Source organism: Streptomyces sp. NPDC037126, assembly GCF_055605965.1.
This window is the reverse complement of record NZ_JBVJTD010000017.1, coordinates 70,068-90,231: the sequence shown is the minus strand read 5'-3', so window position 1 is coordinate 90,231 and position 20,164 is coordinate 70,068. Positions and strand designations below refer to the sequence as shown.

18 protein-coding genes are annotated in these 20,164 nt (G+C 72.0%); 12 read left to right on the top strand and 6 right to left on the bottom strand.

Translation table 11 applies throughout. The features are described 5' to 3' along the window. The first annotated feature begins 71 nt into the window (after positions 1–71). Genes ACZ7FF_RS31405 through ACZ7FF_RS31395 form a run of 3 tightly spaced genes read left to right on the top strand, consistent with a single transcriptional unit; the run spans position 72 to position 3,254 of the window. Positions 72–1,076 (top strand): aldo/keto reductase, encoded by a 1,005-nt coding sequence (locus ACZ7FF_RS31405; protein WP_470816395.1) that lies wholly within the window; start codon positions 72–74, stop codon positions 1,074–1,076. A gap of 47 nt (positions 1,077–1,123) precedes the next feature. Next, the gene (locus ACZ7FF_RS31400) at positions 1,124–2,332 is read left to right on the top strand and encodes an FAD-dependent oxidoreductase (RefSeq protein WP_470816392.1); all 1,209 of its coding nucleotides are present in this window, start codon (positions 1,124–1,126) and stop codon (positions 2,330–2,332) included. 40 nt (positions 2,333–2,372) lie between these two features. Continuing rightward, positions 2,373–3,254 (top strand): ester cyclase, encoded by an 882-nt coding sequence (locus ACZ7FF_RS31395; RefSeq protein WP_470816390.1) that lies wholly within the window; start codon positions 2,373–2,375, stop codon positions 3,252–3,254. A gap of 211 nt (positions 3,255–3,465) precedes the next feature. On the opposite strand, the gene ACZ7FF_RS31390 is transcribed toward ACZ7FF_RS31395, so the two are convergent. From ACZ7FF_RS31390 to ACZ7FF_RS31380, 3 genes are all read right to left on the bottom strand, one after another. Beyond that, the gene (locus tag ACZ7FF_RS31390; protein ID WP_470816388.1) at positions 3,466–4,374 is read right to left on the bottom strand and encodes a glycosyltransferase; all 909 of its coding nucleotides are present in this window, start codon (positions 4,372–4,374) and stop codon (positions 3,466–3,468) included. A 17-nt stretch (positions 4,375–4,391) separates the two neighbouring features. Next, entirely contained in the window at positions 4,392–5,204 is an 813-nt protein-coding gene (locus ACZ7FF_RS31385) for an AfsR/SARP family transcriptional regulator (protein WP_470816385.1), read from the bottom strand. A gap of 248 nt (positions 5,205–5,452) precedes the next feature. Next, positions 5,453–6,070: a dTDP-4-dehydrorhamnose 3,5-epimerase family protein gene (locus ACZ7FF_RS31380; RefSeq protein WP_470816382.1), complete on the bottom strand. Its 618-nt coding sequence runs from the start codon at positions 6,068–6,070 to the stop codon at positions 5,453–5,455. A gap of 156 nt (positions 6,071–6,226) precedes the next feature. Between ACZ7FF_RS31380 and ACZ7FF_RS31375 the strand changes: the two genes are divergently transcribed. Beyond that, positions 6,227–7,633, top strand: a complete 1,407-nt coding sequence (locus tag ACZ7FF_RS31375) for an NDP-hexose 2,3-dehydratase family protein (RefSeq protein WP_470816380.1) — start codon at positions 6,227–6,229, stop codon at positions 7,631–7,633. A gap of 69 nt (positions 7,634–7,702) precedes the next feature. Here ACZ7FF_RS31375 and ACZ7FF_RS31370 read toward each other — a convergent pair whose 3' ends face one another. The 3 genes from ACZ7FF_RS31370 to ACZ7FF_RS31360 all read right to left on the bottom strand — a co-directional run bounded on the left by ACZ7FF_RS31370 (position 7,703) and on the right by ACZ7FF_RS31360 (position 11,026). Continuing rightward, complete coding sequence (locus ACZ7FF_RS31370) at positions 7,703–8,122, bottom strand: ester cyclase (protein ID WP_470816378.1); 420 nt, start codon at positions 8,120–8,122, stop codon at positions 7,703–7,705. A gap of 149 nt (positions 8,123–8,271) precedes the next feature. After that, on the bottom strand, positions 8,272–9,402 hold the full coding sequence (locus ACZ7FF_RS31365; RefSeq protein ID WP_470816375.1) for a glycosyltransferase: 1,131 nt from the start codon (positions 9,400–9,402) through the stop codon (positions 8,272–8,274). Between the two features lie 136 nt (positions 9,403–9,538). Continuing rightward, positions 9,539–11,026 (bottom strand): MFS transporter, encoded by a 1,488-nt coding sequence (locus ACZ7FF_RS31360; RefSeq protein ID WP_470816372.1) that lies wholly within the window; start codon positions 11,024–11,026, stop codon positions 9,539–9,541. Between the two features lie 308 nt (positions 11,027–11,334). Between ACZ7FF_RS31360 and ACZ7FF_RS31355 the strand changes: the two genes are divergently transcribed. The 8 genes from ACZ7FF_RS31355 (at position 11,335) to ACZ7FF_RS31320 (ending at position 20,141) form a co-directional block, all read left to right on the top strand. Beyond that, on the top strand, positions 11,335–12,327 hold the full coding sequence (locus ACZ7FF_RS31355) for an NAD-dependent epimerase/dehydratase family protein (RefSeq protein ID WP_470816371.1): 993 nt from the start codon (positions 11,335–11,337) through the stop codon (positions 12,325–12,327). A gap of 56 nt (positions 12,328–12,383) precedes the next feature. After that, on the top strand, positions 12,384–13,484 hold the full coding sequence (locus ACZ7FF_RS31350) for a DegT/DnrJ/EryC1/StrS family aminotransferase (RefSeq protein ID WP_470816370.1): 1,101 nt from the start codon (positions 12,384–12,386) through the stop codon (positions 13,482–13,484). Continuing rightward, positions 13,484–14,083, top strand: a complete 600-nt coding sequence (locus ACZ7FF_RS31345) for a dTDP-4-dehydrorhamnose 3,5-epimerase family protein (protein WP_470816368.1) — start codon at positions 13,484–13,486, stop codon at positions 14,081–14,083. Before ACZ7FF_RS31350 ends, ACZ7FF_RS31345 begins: the two co-directional genes overlap by 1 nt. A 6-nt stretch (positions 14,084–14,089) precedes the next feature. Further along, complete coding sequence (gene rfbA / locus ACZ7FF_RS31340) at positions 14,090–14,986, top strand: glucose-1-phosphate thymidylyltransferase RfbA (RefSeq protein ID WP_470816366.1); 897 nt, start codon at positions 14,090–14,092, stop codon at positions 14,984–14,986. A gap of 33 nt (positions 14,987–15,019) precedes the next feature. Next, positions 15,020–16,051, top strand: coding sequence for a dTDP-glucose 4,6-dehydratase (gene rfbB / locus ACZ7FF_RS31335; protein ID WP_470816363.1), 1,032 nt, complete (start codon positions 15,020–15,022; stop codon positions 16,049–16,051). Between the two features lie 109 nt (positions 16,052–16,160). After that, entirely contained in the window at positions 16,161–16,484 is a 324-nt protein-coding gene (locus tag ACZ7FF_RS31330) for a hypothetical protein (protein WP_470816361.1), read from the top strand. Continuing rightward, on the top strand, positions 16,481–18,778 hold the full coding sequence (locus ACZ7FF_RS31325; RefSeq protein WP_470816359.1) for a TOMM precursor leader peptide-binding protein: 2,298 nt from the start codon (positions 16,481–16,483) through the stop codon (positions 18,776–18,778). The genes ACZ7FF_RS31330 and ACZ7FF_RS31325 overlap by 4 nt, the downstream gene beginning before the upstream one ends. Before the next feature lie 124 nt (positions 18,779–18,902). Next, positions 18,903–20,141, top strand: a complete 1,239-nt coding sequence (locus ACZ7FF_RS31320) for a sensor histidine kinase (RefSeq protein WP_470816357.1) — start codon at positions 18,903–18,905, stop codon at positions 20,139–20,141. The last annotated feature ends 23 nt before the right edge of the window (positions 20,142–20,164 follow it).

Genomic DNA, 20,164 nt, shown 5'->3' with positions numbered 1-20,164 from the left:
CGCGGCCCACCACGGCCCTGCCCTCATCCCAGTCATCAGACGTAATGCGTGATTCCAAGGAGACACATCGCATGGCAATCGGACACCGCACGCTGGGAAAGCCCGGCCTCGACGTCTCGGCCCAGGGGCTCGGCTGCATGGGCATGACGATCGGCTATGGCGAAACGGACGCGACGGAGGCACTCGCCACCATCCACCGGGCGCTGGAGCTCGGCGTCACCCTGTTCGACACCGCCGACATGTACGGCCCGTACGCCAACGAGGAGCTGATCGGCCGCGCGGTCGCCGGGCGCCGCGACGAGGTCGTGCTCTCCTCCAAGGTGGGCAGCGAGATCGACGCCGACGGCCAACTGACGTGGCGGGTCAACGGCCGCCCCGACTACATCCGCCGGTCGATCGAGGGCACCCTGCGCCGCCTGGGCACCGACCACCTCGACCTCTACTACCTGCACCGGGTCGACCCCGACGTCCCCGTGGAGGAGTCCTTCGGCGCGCTCGCCGAGCTCGTCGAGGCCGGACTCGTCCGGCACCTGGGGATCTCCGAGGCGGGCCCCGGGAGCATCCGGCGCGCCCACGCGGTGCATCCGCTGACCGCCGTACAGACCGAGTACTCGCTGTTCACCCGCGACGTCGAGGTGAACGGCGTGCTGGCGACCACGCGCGAGCTGGGCATCGGCTTCGTGGCCTACAGCCCGCTCGGCCGCGGCTTCCTGACCGGCACCATCCGCGGCACCGGTGACATCGCCGACGGCGGCTTCGACTTCCGGCGCATCGCGCCCCGCTTCGAGGACGAGAACATCCGCCGGAACCTGCCCGTGGTCGACCGGCTCAGCGACCTCGCCGCCGCGGCCGACACCACCGTCACCCGCCTGGCGCTGGCCTGGGTGCTCTCCCGCGGCCAGGACGTGGTCGCCATCCCCGGCACCAAGCGCCGCACCTATCTGGAGGAGAACATCTCCGCGAGCGACGTGCGGCTCACCGGCGACGTCCTGGCGGCGATCGACTCCATCGCCCCGTACGGCATCACCGCCGGCGATCGCTACCCGGCCGGCGAGATGCCCCAGCTGACCCGCTGACGCTCGTTCACACCCAAGCCATCCGCCCCGACTCCCGGGAGAAGGACATGTCCCAAGAAGCACCCCGGCCCATCCGCCGGGCCCTCATCGCCGGCGGCGGGCTCGGCGGCATCGCCACCGCGCTGGCCCTCCAGCAGCAGGGCATCGAGTCCGTCGTCTTCGAGCGCGCGCCCGAACTGCGCGACGGCGGCGCGGGACTGCACATCTTCACCAACGGCATGCTCGCCCTGGCCCACCTCGGGCTCGCCGAGAGGGTCACCGAGATCGCCCCCGTCCAGTCCGTGTGCCGCTTCGCGACCTCGACCGGCCGGGTCATCGGCACCTACCCGGTGGGCGAGTTCATCGAGCGCTACGGGCAGCCCACGGTCGCCATCGGCCGCTCCGACCTGCACCGCATCCTGCGCGACGCCGTGGACGCGCCCATCGTCACCGGCGCCGAGGTCACCGGGTACACCGAGCACGCCGACGGAGTGAGCCTGCACTTCGCCGACGGCACCTCCGCGGAGGGGGACGTGCTGATCGGCGCCGACGGCGTCCGCTCCGCCGTACGCGCCGGCCTGCTGGGCTCCCAGCCGCCCGACTACACCGGCTGCATCGCCTGGCGCGGTCACGCGAAGATGAGCCCCGAGGAGTTCGAACCCGGCAGCTTCCAGGCCCTGTTCGGCCCCGGGACCCGCTTCACGTACTACGACATCGCCCCCGGCGTCGTGCACTGGATGAGCGTCGCCAACGGCCCCGCGGGCGGCCGCGACGAGGGCACACCCGAGCAGACCCTGGACATGCTGCGTGCCCGGCACGCCGGCTGGACCGACCCGGTGCAGCGGATCCTGGACGCCACCGTGCCGGAGAGCATCCGGCGCGACGACGTGGTGGACCGCAAGCCCGACCCGGTCTGGGGACGGGGCCGGGTCACCCTGCTCGGCGACGCCGCGCACGCCGTCAGCTTCAACATCGGGCAGGGCGCCTGTCTCGCCGTCGAGGACGCCCTCGTGCTGGCCGAACACCTCGCCGCGCCCGGCGCCACCGTCACCGAGGCGCTGCGCGGCTACGAGGCCGAACGCCAGCAGCGCACCCGGCCGATGCAACTGCTCGCCCACCGCATCGGTGTGATGGGCGCCTTGCAGAACCCGGCCGCCATCTGGCTCCGCGACCGGGTGCTGAAACTCGGCTGGGCCCGCACCCTGCACACCACGGAAAACGAACACGTCGCCTATGCCACGCGGTGGGCTTCGAACGCCACCGCCACCGCGGCGTGAGCGCGCTCGCAGACGCCCGGACGATGAGAGGACTGCTGCTGTGACCACTGCGACCACCACCGATCCCGCGCTGATGGCGTGGGAGAGCACCGAGGAACGCAACAAGGCGAGCATCCGGCGCGTCTTCGCCGAGTTCGTCAACCAGGGCGACTTCTCGGTCGTGGACGAGCTCTACCGGCCGGACGTCGTCGATCACGAGGGCCTGCCCGGGGCACCCCAGGGCGCCGAGGGCGTGAAGTACACCATCGGCGGACTGCGTGAGGCGTTCCCCGACTTCCACGTCACCATCGAGGACATCAGCGCACACGGCGACATGGTCGTCATCCACAACACCTGGCGCGGCACCCACCTCGGCGACCTGCTGGGCGTCGCGCCCACCGGCCGCTCGTTCGTCTCCGTCGGCATCGTCATCTGGCGGTTCGACGAGGAGGGCAAGATCGCCGAGCGCTGGGCGCACGGGGTGGCGTCCAACCTGTTCTCCGCGCTCGGCATGCGGATGCTGGCGCCCCGCAAGGGCGGCCGGCGCAGCGCGCAGGGCACCCAGTCGGTGGTGCGCACCGTGCCGCTGCGCAACGCCAAGCCCATGGCCTGGCACCGGCTCACCCAGGAGCTGCAAGGGCCGCGCCTGCGCGAGTACGAGGCCTCCCGGCGGCGGCTCGGCATCACCCACGAGGTGCTGCGCATCGACCCGCGGCCCAACCGGGACTACGTGATCGTGGAGTTCGAGACCGCGGACCCGGAGCGGACCAGGAAGCGCTGGGCGGAGTCGAAGGACCCCTTCGACCTGTGGCTGCGCGAGCAGATCCTCGACATCCACGGCGAGGACCCCTGGGCCGGGCCCGCCAGCCCCTGCGAGTCGATCGGCCTCACCTGGACGGCGCCGCAGCGGCTCGTCCCGGAGCGCGCCGACGGGTCCCGCTGAGCGGGGCACGGTCCGCCGACCGGTGTTCGAGCCGTTTTCCAGGGCCGGTCGGCAGACTGGGGTCCTCCCCCGGCCGCCCGCAGCGAGGCGTCCTGACCGCCGCACCGGCGCCGCCCGGGGAGGCCCGCCCACAGGGCATCCGGACCGACGGGTCCGCGCCGAACATCCCCCGCCGGCGCGGACCCGTCACAGCCGTTCCGGCCGCCCGGCGTCAGCGCACGAGCGCCTCGATGTCCGGGACGAGGTCCGCGGGCTCGGGCATGCGGGCGATGGTCAGGCCCAGACGGGCCGCCTCGGGCAGCACACGGCCGCCGTTGACCAGCTCGGCGATGTGGAAGCGCAGCCGCAGCATGCTGGGGTCGCCCGCCAGCTCGTCGTCGGAGAGACAACGGCCGATGCCGGCCGCCTCCAGACGCGCCCCGGCCCGCCGCTCGTTCTCCCCTGCGGGCAGCACCAGCTGGGAGATGCCGAACCGGGCCGCCGCGTACACGACTCCCTCGTCGCCGCCGTGCACGACGGCGACGCAGCCGGGCAGCAGCAGGCTCCAGGGATGGTCGTCGCCGGTCAGTTCGAGGAGTGCGAGGCCGAGGCTCTCGACGGCCTCGGCGGCCCGCCCGAAGAGCCGCGCGCGGCGCCGGTCCTGCGGCCGGGACCCGGCCGGCGCCCCGGTGACGCAGACGCGCGGCACCGGCGCGAAGCCCGTGAGCCGGGGCGTCGGCTTGGCCGGCAGTTCGTACGCGTCGCAGCGCACCGGCCAGGCGCCGGGCTCCGGCCGCTCGCGCAGCGGCGGCGGGCAGGGGTCGATCCAGACGGTCGGCCGCGGCACCAACGGCGGGTGGGCGTACGGGAGATAGCCGATGGTGGGCACCCCGGACGCGGCCGCCATGGCGGTCGAGTCGGGGCACAGCGGATCGTGGACCACCAGATCGGGACGCCAGGCCCGGCCGAACTGCTGCGGCCCGGCCAGGACCGGTACGAGTCCGGCCCGGGCCACACGGTGGCGGGCCCGGGCCGGACAGCAGAAGCGGACCTCGTTGCCGGCCGCCTGGACCGCCCTGGCGAGCAGGACGAGTCGCAGCACGGCCGGCATGCCGAGGCCTCCGGAGAACAGCACGCGCACGGTTCCTCCTTGCGGAGTCACCCGGCGAAGCGGTCGAGCAGCCGCCCGGCCCCGGGGTCGATGTCCAGCGCCGGATCGCTGCCGAGCACGGCCCGCTGCAGGCGCTGCAGACGCTGTGAGGGTTCGATGCCCAGCTCCTCCACCAGGTGGCCGCGCAGGTTCTGGAAGACCTGCAGGGCGGCGGAGGGGCGCCCCGCCCGGTAGAAGGCCACCATGGACTGGGCGTGCAGACCCTCGTGCAACGGGTGCCGGGCGGTCAGCGCGGTGAGTTCGGTGAGCAGTTCGGCGTGGCGGCCGAGCCGTAGTTCGACGTCGTTGCGCCGTTCCATCACCCCGAGGCGGCTCTCCTCCAGCCGCATCGCCTCGATTTCGAGCAGCGGCCCGGTGCGCACGTCGACCAGGGCGGGGCCCCGCCAGAGGCCGAGGGCCTGCTGGAAGAGCTCCGCGGCCTGGTGGTTTTCGCCGCGGTCGTAGGCGCGCTGGCCGAGTGAGGACAGCCGGTCGTACTCGTGGACGTCGATGCTGCCGGGCTCCGCGTGCAGGAGGTATCCCCCCTGCCGGGTCAGCAGCACTTCCTTGGAGCCGCCGGGTTCGCCCTGCAGCGCCTTCTCCATGCAGCGCCGGAGCTGGAGGATGTACGTCTGCAGGGTGGTGAGCGCGCTGCGCGGCGGGGCGTCGCCCCAGATCTCCTCCATCAGCGCGGACACCGGCAGGACCTGGTTGGCGTAGATGGCGAGCAGTGTCAGGATCTGCCGCGGCTTCGCAGCTGTGGGCAGGATCGGAACGCCCCTCAGCTCGGCGTCCAAAGACCCCAGAACGAAGATTCGCATGCGGCCCCCCTTTTTTTTGTCTCTGTCGTAGGACCTCGAACCTCCCATGCGGCCCGCCGGGCGGACAGTGCGTCAGTCCTCCTCCGCCGGGTGTCTTCGTCCCGTTCGGGGTGTGACCGATTCACGGTCCCCGCGTGACCGGCGGGACAGGCCGACCGGCCGAAGGGTCCCGGACATGACGCAGGCTCCGCGGGTGCCTCACGGCACGCGGAGCCTGCGGTCCGGCAGGGGGGCCGGATCCGGGTGATTCAGGCGCGCACGGAACGGCCGTACAGCGCGAGGCAGTCCTCGTAGGCCGGCAGGAGCCCTTTGGCGAGCGCCTCCGCCGCGGTGGGCGCGGCCAGGTCGTCGTCGGTCATCACCGGCGCCGTGGTGAGTCCCCAGGGCAGGGCGAGTGCCGGGTCGAGGGCGCTGACCGTGTAGGCGGCAGCCTCCGTGTGCGGCCGGGAGCTGTGGCAGGCGACGACCGTGTCGTCCTCGAGGGCGAGCCAGGCGTGGCCGAGGCCCTCCGGGACGAACACCCCGGAGGTGTTGCCGTGGTCCAGCCAGACCGTCTCGTAGCGGCCGTAGTCCGGGGACCCGACGCGCAGGTCCACCACGACGTGGACGGCGGCGCCCCGCAGACAGCCGAACAGCCGGGCGCGGCTGTCGGGGCCCGTGGTGCCGTGGATGCCGCGCAGCACCCGGCGCCGTGCGACCGACAGATCGCTGTACCGGATCGCGAAGGGCCGCCCGATCGCTTCCTCGACGTAGTCCTGGCGGAACGCCTCGTAGCGGACCACGACGTCGTCCTCGACGGCCCGGGGCGAGACCAGGAACACGCCCGGAAGGGCGAGTTCGCTGATTTCCAGGCTGCGCAGGTCCATGCCGGCGACGGTAGTCGGCGCTGCTCAAGACCGGCTGGAGCACTGCGGGCGCCGTCCGCGTCCGCGTCTCGAGGCTCTCTCCAGCCGTAGGCGATCGGGGTGCAGGAGGGTCGTGGTCCCGACCCCCGCGCACGAGCCCACGCGAAGGAGCCTGCCATGACGATTGCCGCGACCTCAGCGATGCCCTCCGAGACGACCGCGGACCTCGCCCTGCGCTTCACCCTGTCCGCGCACGCGCACGACAGCGCCGTCACACCCAACGCCGAGTTCCGCCGCTGGTTCACCGCCCAGCGCCGCGCCAAGCGCTACGACGTACGGCGCATCCCGTTCTCCGAGCTTGCCGGATGGCACTTCCAGGACGGCACCGGCAACCTCGTGCACCAAAGCGGGCGGTTCTTCTCGGTCGAGGGGCTGCACGTGCGCACGTCCTGGAACGGGCGGGAGAGCAGTTGGACGCAGCCGATCATCAACCAGCCCGAGATCGGCGTCCTGGGCATCGTGGTCAAGGAGTTCGACGGCGTCCTGCACTGCCTGATGCAGGCCAAGATGGAGCCGGGCAATCTCGAGACGGTGCAGCTGTCACCGACCGTCCAGGCCACCCGCAGCAACTACACGGGGGTGCACGGGGGTTCGTCGGTCCGCTACCTCGAGTACTTCGTGCCGCCGCGCCCGAGCAGCCGGGTGCTGTTCGACTCGCTGCAGTCGGAGCAGGGGGCCTGGTTCCTGCGCAAGCGCAACCGGAACGTGGTCGTGGAGGCGGTCGGCGAGGTGCCCGGGCACGAGGACTTCGTGTGGCTGACCCTGGGGCAGCTGTACGGGCTGCTGCACGAGGACAACGTGCTGAACATGGACGCGCGTACCGTGCTGTCGCAGATTCCCTCGTTCGTCGGCGGCGGGCCCTCGCTGCACTCGCTGCAGGAGGTCCTCAACCGGTTCACCGAGGTGAAGTCGCGGCGCGAACTGGTCCAGCGGTCCATACCGTTGGCGGAGGTCTCCCACTGGCGGCGTACCGACGACGAGATCGCCCACGAGTCCGGTCATCACTTCACGCTGCTCGCCGCGGACATACGGGCCACCAACCGTGAGGTGACCCACTGGTCCCAGCCGCTGCTCGCACCTGCCGAGCGGGGGCTGGCCGCGTTCCTGGTGCGCCGTGTCGCCGGCGTGCCCCATCTGCTGGCGCACGCCAGGTCGGAGGGCGGGACGCTGAACGTGGCGGAGCTCGCACCGACGGTGCAGTGTCAGCCGGGTCATGCGCTGTCACGGCCGGCCGAGGCCCGGCCGCGCTATCTGGAGCAGGTCCTCGTCGCGCCGCGGGAGCGGATCCTGTTCGACTCGGTGCAGTCCGAGGAGGGCGGCCGCTTCCACCATGCCGACAACCGCTACCTGCTGGTGGAGGTCGACGACGACTTCCCGCTCGACGTGCCTGAGGAGTTCGTCTGGGTGACCGAGGAACAGCTCGGCGGGCTGCTGCTGCACAGCAACTACGTGAACATCGAGGCGCGCACCCTGATCACCGCCCTGCGCGCGACCGCGGCGGTGCGGGGAGAGCCGGCGCTGTAGCCGGACGGCCGGGCGCCGGCTCCGCCGGTCCGCCCGGTCACGTCGGCCGGGTCGTCGCGCGTCCTTCGCCTAGGACTGCGCGACGGCCGCCGGGTCGACTCCCAGCTGCCGGAAGATGTCGCCCATGTCCAGCTGGTCCCAGTGCTCGGCGAGCAGGCCGTCCGCCACCCTCCAGATGTCGATGGACTGGAAGCTCACGGTGCGTCCGGTCGCCGGTATGCCGAGGAACGTGCCCTGGTGGGTCGCGGTGTACTCGAAGCGGCCGGCCACCTTGTCCCCCTCCACGACGAGGTCGTGCATCACGACCTTCATGTCGGGGAAGGCGGCGAACACCCCGACCCAGAAGGCCTGGTTGGCCTCGATGCCGTCGGCGACCACCGGGTTGTGGTCGATGTGGCCGGGCGCCGTGTGCTCCGGCATGGTGCTGACGTCATGGTTGTTGATCATGTCCACGAAGTGCTGGATCAGAGCGTGGTGGTTCTTCGACACGGTGGTGGCCTCTTTCGGCTGGGTCGGAAAAGAACGATCGGTCAGAGCATCGCCACATGCGGTCGAGCCGCCCTGGAGCAGGCTCCTCGCCGACGCACCGCGCCCCGCGCTCAGGGGCGAGCTCGGGGCGCGGTGCGTACCGGGGCCGGTCAGCGGACGAACTCGGCGAACCTGGCGACGGTCTCGGCCGGCTCGGGCATGGCCGCCATCTCGCGGGCGACACCCCGGGCGGCCTCCCGGTGGGCGCCGTCGCTCAGCAGGATGCGCATCTCGGCCTCCACCGCCTGGGCGGACACGTCCGCGGCGTGCAGCACCCGGCCCGCCCCGGTCTCCCGCACCGCGGCCGCGTTGTCGGGGCCGTCGTCCCCCGGCTGCGGCAGGATCAGCGCGGGCAGCCCCGCGGCGAGCACGGCCAGCGTGGTGCCCGCGCCGCCGTGGTGGACGACGGCGGTGGCGTGGCGCAGCGCCTCGGCCTGCGGCACCCAGGGAAGCGCGACGACCCGGTCCGGCAGCTCGCCCAGCGCGGCCGGGTCCACCACGGGGGTCGAGACGAGGACCCGGACGCCCAGCGGCAGCAGGCCGTCGAGCGCGGTGCGCAGCAGCTGCGCGGAGCCGAGCACGGTGCCGAGGCTGAGATAGACCAGCGGGCCCTCGCCCTGGGTGACACGCGCGGGCAGTTCGCCCGGTTCGGCGAAGGAGACGGACCGCTGCGGGATCCGCTGGACGTCCGAGGCCAGAAAGGCCTGGTTCTGCACGGCGGGAGGGCAGATGTCGAGGTACGGGTTGCCCAGGGTACGGCTCTGGCCGATCTTGTCGGCCACCCCCAGGTCGTTCGCCGTGGCGTACAGCTCCTGCTGGACCAGCGGGTCCATGGTGTCGTCGTAGGAGACCCGGCCGATGCCGTGGCACAGGGCGGGCACGCCCGCCGCCACGGCCGCGAAGGCCGCGCCCGGGTTGAGGATCTCGTAGACGACCAGATCGGGCCGGAGGGAGTCGAGGACGGGGGCGAGGTCCGCGGCCACGCTGCGCGGCAGCACCGAGCCGAACGCCTTCACGGCCAGGCCCGCCAGCACCTCGGGCGGAACGTCGCTGGCCTGTACGGCACCGCCGTTGGCCTCCAGGAAGGCCTGTCCGCCGGCCGCCTCGATGAACGCCTCGGGGACGGTGAGCCCCGCGGCGAGCGGCCGCAGTCCCGCCTTCTCGAGGATCGGGTGGAACGGCTCACTGGTGGCGAACCAGACCTCGTGGCCGGCTTCCTGTGCTGCCTGGGCGAGTGGCACCAGGGGGAATATGTGTCCGTAGTTTCCGAGGCTTGCGAAGAGAACCCTCATGTCGCGTACGGCCTTTCTGCCGGTGGCGTGATGACGTGATGACGAGTGGTGGGTGACGTGGGGCCGCGGGCGGGCCCGTGAGGGGTCAGCGGGTGGTCGCCGGGGCCGGTCGGGCCGCGTCCCGGGCCGGTTCGGCCGTTTCCGGTTCGGCGTCGTACCGCTCCTCCGCGCCGGCGGGCCGGGGGGCGAAGAGCATCACGACCGCGCCGAGGGCCATGGCCGCCGCGCCGACCCACAGGGCGGGCACGAGGCCGTCGACGAAGTTCTGGGCCGAGGCGTAGCCGCCGTTGTGGCTGAAGACGCCGGCGAGCACGGCCACGCCGAGCGCCGCGCCCAGTTCCTGGGTGGCCGAGGTCGCGCCGGAGGCGATGCCCTGTTCGGAGACGGCGACGGAGCTCATCGTCAGGTTGAGGAGCGGGGCGAAGAAGCAGGCGACGCCCACGCCGCCGAGGAGGAAGCCGGGCAGTTGCCCGACGTAGGACACGTCCGGGCTCATCACCAGCGCCCAGTAGGCGAACCCGGCGGCCATCAGGGCGAGTCCGAGGACGACCACGGGCCGTCCGCCGATCCGGTCCGACATGACGCCCGCGACGGGCGCCACCAGGAGCGGCATCGCCGTCCACGCCAGCATCCGCACGCCTGCCTCCATCGGCGACAGGTGCTGGATGGTCTGCATGAACTGCGTGATGAGGAAGACCACGCCGTACATGCCGACGGACATCAGCAGGCCGCCGGCGTTGACGGCGCTGAAGGCCCGGTTGCGGAACATGTCCATGGGCAGCATCGGCGCGCTGCTGCGCCGCTCCCACAGGACGAACACGGCGAGCACCGCGGCGCCGGCCGCCAGCGGGCCCACGACCTGCGGGGCGCCCCAGCCGCCGTGGCCGCCCGCCCGGATCAGGCCGTAGACGAGGCCGAGGATGCCGAGGCTGACCAGGAGTGTGCCGGGCACGTCCAGGCGGTTGTCCGCTCCGCGGCTCTCGGTCAGACCGCGCCAGGCGGCCGGGGCGAGCAGCAGGCCGACCGGCACGTTGATCCAGAAGACCCACTGCCAGGACATGTGTTCCACCACGACGCCGCCGACCAGCGGGCCGCCCGCGATGGCCAGTCCGTTGAGGGCACCGTAGATGCCGAGGGCGGCGCCCCGTTTCGCGGCGGGCACCGCCTGGGTGAGCAGGGTGAGGGAGAGCGGCATGACGATGGCGGCACCGGCGCCCTGGACGGCGCGGGCGGCGATCAGCTCGCCGCTGCCCGATGCCAGGGCCGCCCCGGCCGACGCCGACGTGAACAGCAGCAGGCCGGCGGTGAAGACCCGGCGGCGCCCGAACCGGTCGCCGAGGGCGGCACCGAACATCATCAGCACGGCGAACGACAGCGTGTAGGCGTTCACCGTCCATTCCAGGTCCTGCAGGCTGCCGCCGAGCTTCTCCCTGATGGTGGGCAGCGCGGTCACGACCACCAGGTTGTCGAGCCCTGCCATGAAGGCGGTCAGGCCCGTGATCAGCAGGGTGGCGACCGGCAACTTCCCCGCACCGGCGGCATCGCCGCCGACGGCGGCTTTGTCAGTACTCATTCAGGGATGTCCTTCCGGCTTCGCCATGGGGGCAACGGTTCTCGTCGCGCGGTCGGTGACGAAGCGCCGGTCCCGTGCGGGCGGCGCAGAACGTCGCGCCGAGGCTAGGCAGCCGGACTCAAGCACCGGTCGAACCGGGGGCGCGGCGCCCGGGCCGTGGCCGCCTCCAGCGCTTCTCCGCCCGCACCCGATCGGACGGCAGCAGCATCGGGCCACGGAACCCGGGCAGGCCCCGGGGCCCGCACCGCGCAGGCGCCCTCGCGTCCCGGCCGCACCGCATCCATCCGCCCGCCCTGGGAGGCACCCGCATGACAACGGAACCGACCGACCGGCCCCTGGTGGCCGTGCTCGGCGCCACCGGCTTCGTGGGCTCGGCCGTGCTCGCCGCGCTGGCCGGGCGCGAGCTGCGCCTGCGCGCGGTGGCACGGCGCCCGGCCGCCGTGCCGGACGGCGCCCGCGCGGAGGTCGAGGTGGTCACCGCCGACCTCACCGACCGGGACGCCCTGGTCGCCTCCGTCAAGGACGCGGACGTCGTGATCCATGTGCTGCTGTGCGAGGGCGGCTGGCGGGCCGCGGCCGAACCGGGCGGCGAGCGGGTCAACGTCGGGGTGATGCGCGATCTGCTGGACGTGGTCGCGAACGCTGGCCGGCCACCGCTGGTGGTCTACGCGGGAACCACCGGACAGGTCGGGATCCCACCGCGGGAGCCCCTCGACGGCACCGAACCGGACCGGCCGGCCTCGGTGTACGACGAGCAGAAGCTGGCCGCGGAACGGCTGCTGCTCGCGGCGAGCGAGGCCGGCCGGGTCCGCGGAGTCAGTCTCCGGCTGCCCACGGTGTACGGCGAGGGCAGTGTGCCGGGGACCGCGGACCGCGGGGTGGTCGCCGCGATGGCGCGCCGGGCGCTGGCCGGCCAGGAGATCACCCTGTGGCACGACGGCAGCGTCCGCCGCGACCTGATCCACATCGCCGATGTCGCCGCCGCGTTCGTCGCCGCCGTGGACCGTCCCGACGAACTGGCGGGCCGCACCTGGCTGCTGGGCGCCGGAGGCAGCCACGCGCTCGGTGACGTCTTCCGCGCGGTGGCCCGGCACGCGGCGGCGCGTACCGGCGCCCCGGCCGTCCCGGTCGTCTCGGTGCAGCCGCCCGCGCACGCCCCGAAGACCGACTTCCTGAGCGTGACCGTCGACTCCACCCCGTTCCGCTCGGTGACCGGCTGGCGTCCGCGGGTCTCGCTCGACGAGGGGCTGGAGCGCACGGTGGCCGCCCTGAGCCGCGCCGTACCGCACGAGCACCGCTGAACTCCCCGACTTCCCGCGCCCGCAGGACCAGAACGACGACAGGAGAAGGAACGCGCATGACCACGTATGTATGGGACTACCTGCCCGAATTCCACAGTGAGCGCGAGGACGTTCTCGATGCCGTGGAGAAGGTCTTCTCCTCCGGCACGCTGGTGCTCGGCGACAGCGTCAAGGGCTTCGAGGAGGAGTTCGCCGCGTACCACGGCGTCGAGCACTGCGTCAGTGTCGACAACGGGACCAACGCACTCAAGCTCGCCCTCCAGGCCCTCGGAGTCGGCCCGGGCGACGAGGTGATCACGGTGTCCAACACCGCGGCGCCCACGGTCGTCGCGATCGACGGCACCGGTGCCACGCCCGTCTTCGTCGACGTCAACGAGGACGACTTCCTGATGGACGTCGGCCAGGTCGAGGCGGCGATCACCGAGCGCACCAAGGCCCTGCTGCCGGTCCATCTCTACGGCCAGTGCGTGGACCTGGACCCGCTGAAGGCCCTGGCCGACCGGTACGGCCTGGCGCTCCTGGAGGACTGCGCGCAGGCGCACGGCGCCACCCGGCGGGGCAGGCTCGCGGGCACCACCGGCGACGCCGCCGCCTTCTCGTTCTACCCGACGAAGGTGCTCGGCGCGTACGGCGACGGCGGAGCCGTGCTCACCTCGCGCCCCGACGTGGAGGCCGAGCTGCGCAAGCTGCGCTACTACGGCATGGAGAAGGTCTACTACACGGTCCAGACGCCGGCCCACAACAGCCGCCTGGACGAGGTGCAGGCCGAGATCCTGCGCCGCAAGCTGACCCGGCTCGACGCCTACGTGGCCGGCCGCCAGGAGGTCGCCCGCCGCTACCAGGAGGCCCTGGGCGACACCGGGTTGGTCCTGCCGAAGGTCAACGAGGGCAACACGCACGTCTATTACGTCTACGTGGTCCGCCACCCCGAGCGCGACCGGATCATCGAGGCGCTCAAGGCGTACGACATCAACCTCAACATCAGCTACCCGTGGCCGGTGCACACCATGACCGGCTTCGCCCATCTCGGCTACGAGAAGGGCTCGTTGCCGGTGACGGAGAAGCTGGCGGGCGAGATCTTCTCGCTGCCGATGTACCCGTCGCTGCCGTCCGGCCTGCAGGACAAGGTCATCACCGCCCTGAAGGAGGTGCTGTGATGAAGGTGCGCGAACTGGACGTCGCCGGTGCACTGGAGTTCACCCCCGACGTCTTCCCCGACCAGCGCGGGCTGTTCCTCTCCCCGTTCCAGGGACCGGCCTGGGCCGAGGCCACCGGCAACACCCGCTTCCCGGTCACCCAGACCAACCACAGCCGCTCCAAGCGCGGTGTGGTGCGCGGCGTGCACTACACGCTGACCCCGCCCGGCTGCGCCAAGTACGTGTACTGCCCGAAGGGTTCGGCCCTGGACATCGTGGTGGACATCAGGGTCGGCTCGCCCACGTTCGGGAAGTGGGACGCGGTGTTGATGGACCAGAACGACTTCCGGGCCACGTACTTCCCGGTCGGGCTGGGCCATGCGTTCATCGCGCTGGAGGACGACACGGTGATGTCGTACATGGTCACCGCCAGCTATGTGCCCGAGCACGAGCTGGCGATCTCGGTCACCGACCCGGCGCTGGGACTGCCGATCCCCGACGACATCACGCCGGTCTACTCCGAGCGGGACACGGTGGCGCCCACGCTGGCCGAGGCCGCGGAGCAGGGCCTGCTGCCGCGGTACGAGGAGAGCATCCGGCTCGAACGGCAGTGGAGGTGAGCTGAGATGAAGGGCATCATCCTGGCCGGCGGCAGCGGCACCCGTCTGCGCCCGCTGACCGGCGCGCTGTCCAAGCAGATCCTGCCGGTCTACGACAAGCCGATGATCTACTACCCGCTCTCGGTGCTGATGCTGGCGGGCATCCGGGACATCCTGCTGATCTCGTCCAAGGACCACTCGGACAGCTTCCGCACCCTCCTCGGCGACGGCTCCCAGCTCGGCCTGAACATCGAGTACGCCGAGCAGGACCAGCCGCGCGGCATCGCCGAAGCGCTGCTCATCGGCGCCGACTTCATCGACGGCGACCAGGTCGCGCTGGTGCTGGGCGACAACATCTTCCACGGGCCGCGTTTCTCGGAGCTCCTCGAGGACGCGGTGCGCCGGCTGGACGGCGCGGCGCTGTTCGGCTACCAGGTGCGCGACCCGCAGCGCTACGGGATCGGGGAGATCGACGAGGAGGGCCGGCTGCTGTCACTGGAGGAGAAGCCGCGCCACCCGCGTTCCAACCTCGCGGTGACCGGGCTGTATCTCTACGACAGCGACGTGGTCGGGATCGCCAAGAACCTCTCCCCCTCGGCGCGGGGCGAGCTGGAGATCACCGACGTCAACCTGGCCTACCTGGCGCAGGGCCGGGCCCAGCTCACCCCGCTCGGCCGCGGCTTCGCCTGGCTGGACATGGGCACCCACGACTCGCTGCTGCAGGCGGCGCAGTACGTCCAGCTGATCGAGCAGCGGCAGGGCGAGTTCATCGCCTGCGTCGAGGAACTGGCGCTCAACTGCGGCTTCATCACTGCCGAGCAGTGCCTGCGCCTCGGCGAGGCGATGCGGGGTACGGACTACGGCGCCTACGTCACCGAGGTGGCGTCGCGCCGCATCCCGCAGCCGGCCGTCCGCGCCGCCTGACCAGAGTCATCTGCCGACCGAGGAGTCCGCTGCATGCACCCGACCCGACCGGCCGCGCCGGCCACGACCCGCATCCTGGTGACCGGCGGCGCCGGCTTCATCGGCTCCCACTACGTCCGTACGCTGCTCGGCCCCGAGGGACCCGGCGACGTCTCGGTCACCGTCCTGGACAAGCTGACGTACGCCGGCAATCCCGCCAACCTCGACGAGGTACGGGCGCACCCGCGGTTCTCCTTCGTGGAGGGGGACATCTGCTCCCCCGAGCTGGTCGGGAAGCTGATGGCCGAGCACGACCAGGTGGTGCACTTCGCCGCCGAGTCGCACGTCGACCGGTCGATCGACGGCGGCGCCGAGTTCGTGCGCACGAACGTGGTCGGCACGCACACGCTCGTCGACGCGGCGCACCGGGCCGGCATCGAGGTCTTCGTGCACATCTCCACCGACGAGGTGTACGGCTCCATCGACGAGGGTTCCTGGCCCGAGAGCCACCCGGTGCGGCCCAACTCGCCGTACTCCTCGGCGAAGGCCTCCAGCGACCTGATCGCGCTGTCGTACCACCGCACCCACGGTCTCGACGTCCGGGTGACCCGCTGTTCGAACAATTACGGCCACCACCAGTTCCCCGAAAAGGTCATCCCGCTGTTCGTGACGAACCTCCTCGACGGCAGGAAGGTCCCGCTGTACGGCGACGGCGGCAACGTCCGCGACTGGCTGCACATCGACGACCACGTGCAGGGCGTCGAACTGGTCCGCACCCGGGGCCGCGCGGGCGAGGTCTACAACATCGGCGGCGGCACCGAACTCTCCAACAAGGAGCTGACCGGCGCGCTGCTCGCGGCGTGCGGCGCCACCTGGGAGGGCAGCGTCGAGCACGTCGAGGACCGTAAGGGGCACGACCGCCGCTACTCCGTCGACTGCACGAAGATCCGCCAGGAGCTGGGCTACGCACCCCGCAGGAGCTTCGAGGAGGGCCTGGCCGAAACCGTGCGCTGGTACCGGGAGAACCGGAGCTGGTGGGAACCGCTCAGGGAGCGGCTGATGGAGGTGAAGCCTCCACTTGAATGAGAACTTCACCCGTCGCCGATGATCCGGACACTGTCCGGCAGGCGGCGCGCCCGCGAAGAATTCCGGCCATTGGACCACCAGCCAACCACGTCAGTCAGGACCGTCTCCAATGAGCCACGCCACCATCGCTTCCGCCGATCTCCTCCCCCCGCGCCCGGGGCGCGTCACCCGGGCGGCCGCCGCCCGCCCGCTCCTGGTGGTCGAGACCCTCGACCACTGCGCCGGCTCCAGCGTGCAGTTCACCTACACCTACGCCATGGACGCCGCACCCGACGGCGGCACCCCCCTGTTCACGTTCTGCGCCCAGGCCGCCCCGACCGACAACCCCCTGTTCACGTTCTGCGCCCAGACGGCGTCCGCCGACGCCCGCGGTGCATGGAGCGCGGCTCCCGTGGCCGTCGAGGGGGACGCGGTCGCGGGGGCCTGGATATGACTTCCGGATCACCGCACCCCGGGAAATCCGGACCGGCCGCCCTACAGGACGGCTCGACTCTCGTGGGGTTCAGGCACCACCTACGTCCCGCGAACGTCCCCGGCGAGGCGACCTACCTGGTCTCTCGCCGGGGCGTCACCGCCCTGCGCGGCGCCCTCGCCGAGGTGCTCGTCCCGCTGCTCGACGGCACCCGGTCGCTCGCCGAGATCCTGCGCGCCGCCGCGCCCGCGCTGAGCGCCGAGGAGACCCAGGGCGGGCTGCACCTGCTCAGCGAGGCCGGGCTGCTCCGCTTCGAGCGCCTCGCCCCGGCCGCGACGGACACCGACCCGGTCGCCGAGGCGTACTGGGACCTGGCCGGCCTGGACGGCGCCCGGGCGGCGGCGGGGCTCGCCGGCTCCCGGCTCCGCGTCCTGCCGCTCGCCGGTGTGGACGCAGGGCCGGTGCTCGCCGCGGGCACCGGGTCCGCCATCACGGTGACCGAGGCGGACGCGGACCTCACCCTGGTCCTGTGCGACGACTACCTCTCCCCGGAGCTGAAGCGGGTCGACGTCGAGCACCGGGCGGCGGGCAAGCCGTGGCTGCTCGCCCGGCTGTGCGGCTACGAACCGTGGATCGGCCCGTTCTTCCGGCCGGACGAGGGCCCCTGCTGGTCCTGTCTGGCCGCCCGGCTCGCCCAGCACCGCAGGTACGAGGCACCGCTGCAGCAGGCGCTGGGCCTCGACCGCCCGCTCGGCCGGCCGGCCGCCTCGCTGCCGGCCGGACGCGCCCTGGCCGCACAGAGCGTGGTCCTCGAGGCCGCCAAGTGGCTGGCCGGGCTGCGCTACGCCGACCAGGGCTCGGTCCGTACCGTCGACACCCTCCACCTGCAGACCCGGGTCCACGCCGTGTCCCGTGTCCCCCAGTGCCCCTCCTGCGGGGACCCCGGGCTGACGGCGCAGCGGGTGTCCGCACCGTTCGTCCCCGTGTCGCGGCCCAAGGCGGGACAGGGCGGCGGCGGCCACCGGGCGCTCAGCCCCGACCAGCTGCTCAAGCGCTACGGGCACCTGGTGAGCCCGGTCACCGGCGTCGTTCCGGTGCTCGAACCCTCCCCCGACGCACCGGAGTTCGCCACCACCTACGTGTCCGGGCGCAATCTCGCGATGCGGCAGAACGGCCTGGCCGGGCTGCGCTCGCTCAGCGGCGGCAAGGGCCTGACCGACACCGAGGCCCGCACGAGTGCGCTGTGCGAGGCGGTGGAGCGCTACAGCGGCACACGGCACGGCGACGAACCGGTCGTGGTGGACACCCTGCGCGCGCTCGGGAACGAGGCCGTCCACCCCAACTCCTGCCAGCTGTACGCGGACCGGCAGTTTCGCGAGCGGGACCGCTGGAACCGCTCGGGATCGCCCTTCCACCACGTGCCCGAGCCCTTCGACGAGAACCGGCCGGTGGAGTGGACTCCCGTGTGGTCCCTCACCGAGCGGCGCAGACGGCTCCTGCCCACCTCGATGCTCTACTTCCCGTCCGACACCCCGGCCCCGCACGGGCCCTACGCCGACTCCAACGGCAACGCGGCGGGCAGCAGTCCGGAGGACGCCCTGCTGCAGGGCTTCCTGGAGCTGGTGGAGCGGGACGCCGTGGCCCTGTGGTGGTACAACCGCACCCGGCAGCCGGCGGTCGACCTGGACGCGTTCGACGAGCCGTACATCGGGCGGCTGCGCGACGGATACCGCAGGCTGGGCCGGGAGTTGTGGGCGCTGGACCTCACCTCGGACCTCGGCATCCCCGCGATCGTGGCTCTCTCCCGGCGCACCGAGGGGCCCAGCGAGGACATCGTCTTCGGCTTCGGCGCCCACTTCGATCCCGCCATCGCGCTGCGCAGGGCGCTCACCGAGATGGGACAGCTGCTGCCGGCCGTGGGGGCGGGCCGCCCCGGCCAGGGGTACGGCATCACGGACCCCCTCCCGGTCCGCTGGTGGCGCGAGGCGACGCTCGCCAACCAGCCGTATCTGGCCCCCGATCCGGCCACCCGGCCGCGTACCCCGGGCCACTGGACCTACGTGGTGCGCACCGATCTGCTCGACGACGTCCGGGCCGTCACCGAACTCGTCCGCGCCAAGGGCCTGGAGCTGCTCGTCCTGGACCAGACCCGGCCGGACATCGGAATGCCGGTGGTCAAGGTGATGGTGCCGGGGCTCAGGCACTTCTGGGCCCGGTACGCGCCGGGCAGGCTCTTCGACGTACCGGTCAGGCTCGGACGCCTTTGCGGCCCTACGCCGTACGAGCGGCTGAATCCGATCCCGCTCTTCGTGTGACCGAGTCTTTTCGGACAGTTGGACGAGAAGCGAGTAGACAAAATGCGCCAGCCGTTGACCGTACTCTGCCTAGAATGACGCCGGTTTCATCGGAACCGGGATCGAGAGACGGGGGCTCGGACGAATGGTGAACGGCACGGATCCGAACGGACCTGCAGCACATTCCGGCCAGACGTTCACGAGAACCGCCCGCGGCATTCTGTTAGCTGCGCTCGCATGTTATCTGGGCATCACCTTCCTCAACATCCTGTCCCAGCCCCTCAATCCCTACCACCTGGCCCTCGCCGTCGTCTGCCTGGTGCTGGTGTTCCTGCTGCAGCTCGTGCACTCGGCACCCGGCGCCTTTGCGGCACGGCCGCGCAGCAAGCTGCTCACCCTGACCGCGCAGGGTGCCCTCTCGTACCTGCCGCTGATCTGGTTCGGGGTGTCCTGGGGCGCGATGGCGGGCTTCTTCGCCGGATCCGTGCTGCTGCTCCTGCCGGCCAGGGCGGGCTGGACGCTGTACGGACTGACGACGCTCAGCCTGCTCGTCCCCGGCTTCCTGCACGACCTGGCGGTCGTCGACATGGTGTACATGTGCCAGACCACCGCGCTCACCGGTCTCGTGGTGTACGGCCTGAGCCGGCTGACCGGCCTGGTCGACCAGTTGCACCGGGCCCGCACCGACCTCGCCCGGCTCGCCGTCAACAACGAGCAGTTGAGGTTCTCCAGGGACCTGCACGACCTGCTCGGGTACAGCCTCTCCGCGATCACCCTCAAGAACGAGCTGATCCACCGCCTCATCCCGGCCAATCCCCGCAGGGCTCGCGAGGAGGTCGACGATGTGCTCGTCATCTCCCGCCAGGCGCTGGCCGATGTGCGCCGGGTCGCCCGCGGGTACCGGGAGATGTACCTCGACTCCGAACTCCCCTCCGCCCAGTCGGTGCTGGCCGCCGCCAGGGTCTCGGTCACGGTCGACACCCATGACGCCATCGGGCGGCTGGGACCGGAGACGTCCACCGTGCTGGCCACGGTGCTGCGGGAGAGCGTCACGAACCTGCTGCGGCACTCCAAGGCGTCGTACTGCCGGATCTCCGCACGGGTCGAGGACGGTCTCGTCCGCCTCACGATCGTCAACGACGGTCTGGTGACCGGTCACCAGTTCCCCTCGCCGCACAGCGGCAGCGGCCTGGGCAACCTCCAGCGGCGGCTGGAGGACATCGGAGGACGGCTGATCGTGCGGCGCCTGCTCGACGGTTCCGGCGCGGACGTCTTCCGGATCACCGCCGAGGCACCGCTCCGGGCGGCGCGGTCCGGCGAGCCGTGTCCGGATCGGGGCACGGCCGGCAAGGACGCCTACCGCCGGGCCGACAACATCGCGTGAGCAACCTCGGCTCGGTCCTTGGC

What these genes read in the sequence shown, in the direction of transcription:
- ACZ7FF_RS31405 (WP_470816395.1), top strand. Translation starts at nt 72, where the DNA reads ATGGCAATCGGACACCGCACGCTGGGAAAGCCCGGCCTCGACGTCTCG.
- ACZ7FF_RS31400 (WP_470816392.1), top strand. Translation starts at nt 1,124, where the DNA reads ATGTCCCAAGAAGCACCCCGGCCCATCCGCCGGGCCCTCATCGCCGGC.
- ACZ7FF_RS31385 (WP_470816385.1), bottom strand. Translation starts at nt 5,204, where the DNA reads ATGCGAATCTTCGTTCTGGGGTCTTTGGACGCCGAGCTGAGGGGCGTT.
- ACZ7FF_RS31380 (WP_470816382.1), bottom strand. Translation starts at nt 6,070, where the DNA reads ATGGACCTGCGCAGCCTGGAAATCAGCGAACTCGCCCTTCCGGGCGTG.
- ACZ7FF_RS31375 (WP_470816380.1), top strand. Translation starts at nt 6,227, where the DNA reads ATGACGATTGCCGCGACCTCAGCGATGCCCTCCGAGACGACCGCGGAC.
- ACZ7FF_RS31360 (WP_470816372.1), bottom strand. Translation starts at nt 11,026, where the DNA reads ATGAGTACTGACAAAGCCGCCGTCGGCGGCGATGCCGCCGGTGCGGGG.
- ACZ7FF_RS31355 (WP_470816371.1), top strand. Translation starts at nt 11,335, where the DNA reads ATGACAACGGAACCGACCGACCGGCCCCTGGTGGCCGTGCTCGGCGCC.
- ACZ7FF_RS31350 (WP_470816370.1), top strand. Translation starts at nt 12,384, where the DNA reads ATGACCACGTATGTATGGGACTACCTGCCCGAATTCCACAGTGAGCGC.
- ACZ7FF_RS31345 (WP_470816368.1), top strand. Translation starts at nt 13,484, where the DNA reads ATGAAGGTGCGCGAACTGGACGTCGCCGGTGCACTGGAGTTCACCCCC.
- rfbA (WP_470816366.1), top strand. Translation starts at nt 14,090, where the DNA reads ATGAAGGGCATCATCCTGGCCGGCGGCAGCGGCACCCGTCTGCGCCCG.
- rfbB (WP_470816363.1), top strand. Translation starts at nt 15,020, where the DNA reads ATGCACCCGACCCGACCGGCCGCGCCGGCCACGACCCGCATCCTGGTG.
- ACZ7FF_RS31330 (WP_470816361.1), top strand. Translation starts at nt 16,161, where the DNA reads ATGAGCCACGCCACCATCGCTTCCGCCGATCTCCTCCCCCCGCGCCCG.
- ACZ7FF_RS31325 (WP_470816359.1), top strand. Translation starts at nt 16,481, where the DNA reads ATGACTTCCGGATCACCGCACCCCGGGAAATCCGGACCGGCCGCCCTA.
- ACZ7FF_RS31320 (WP_470816357.1), top strand. Translation starts at nt 18,903, where the DNA reads ATGGTGAACGGCACGGATCCGAACGGACCTGCAGCACATTCCGGCCAG.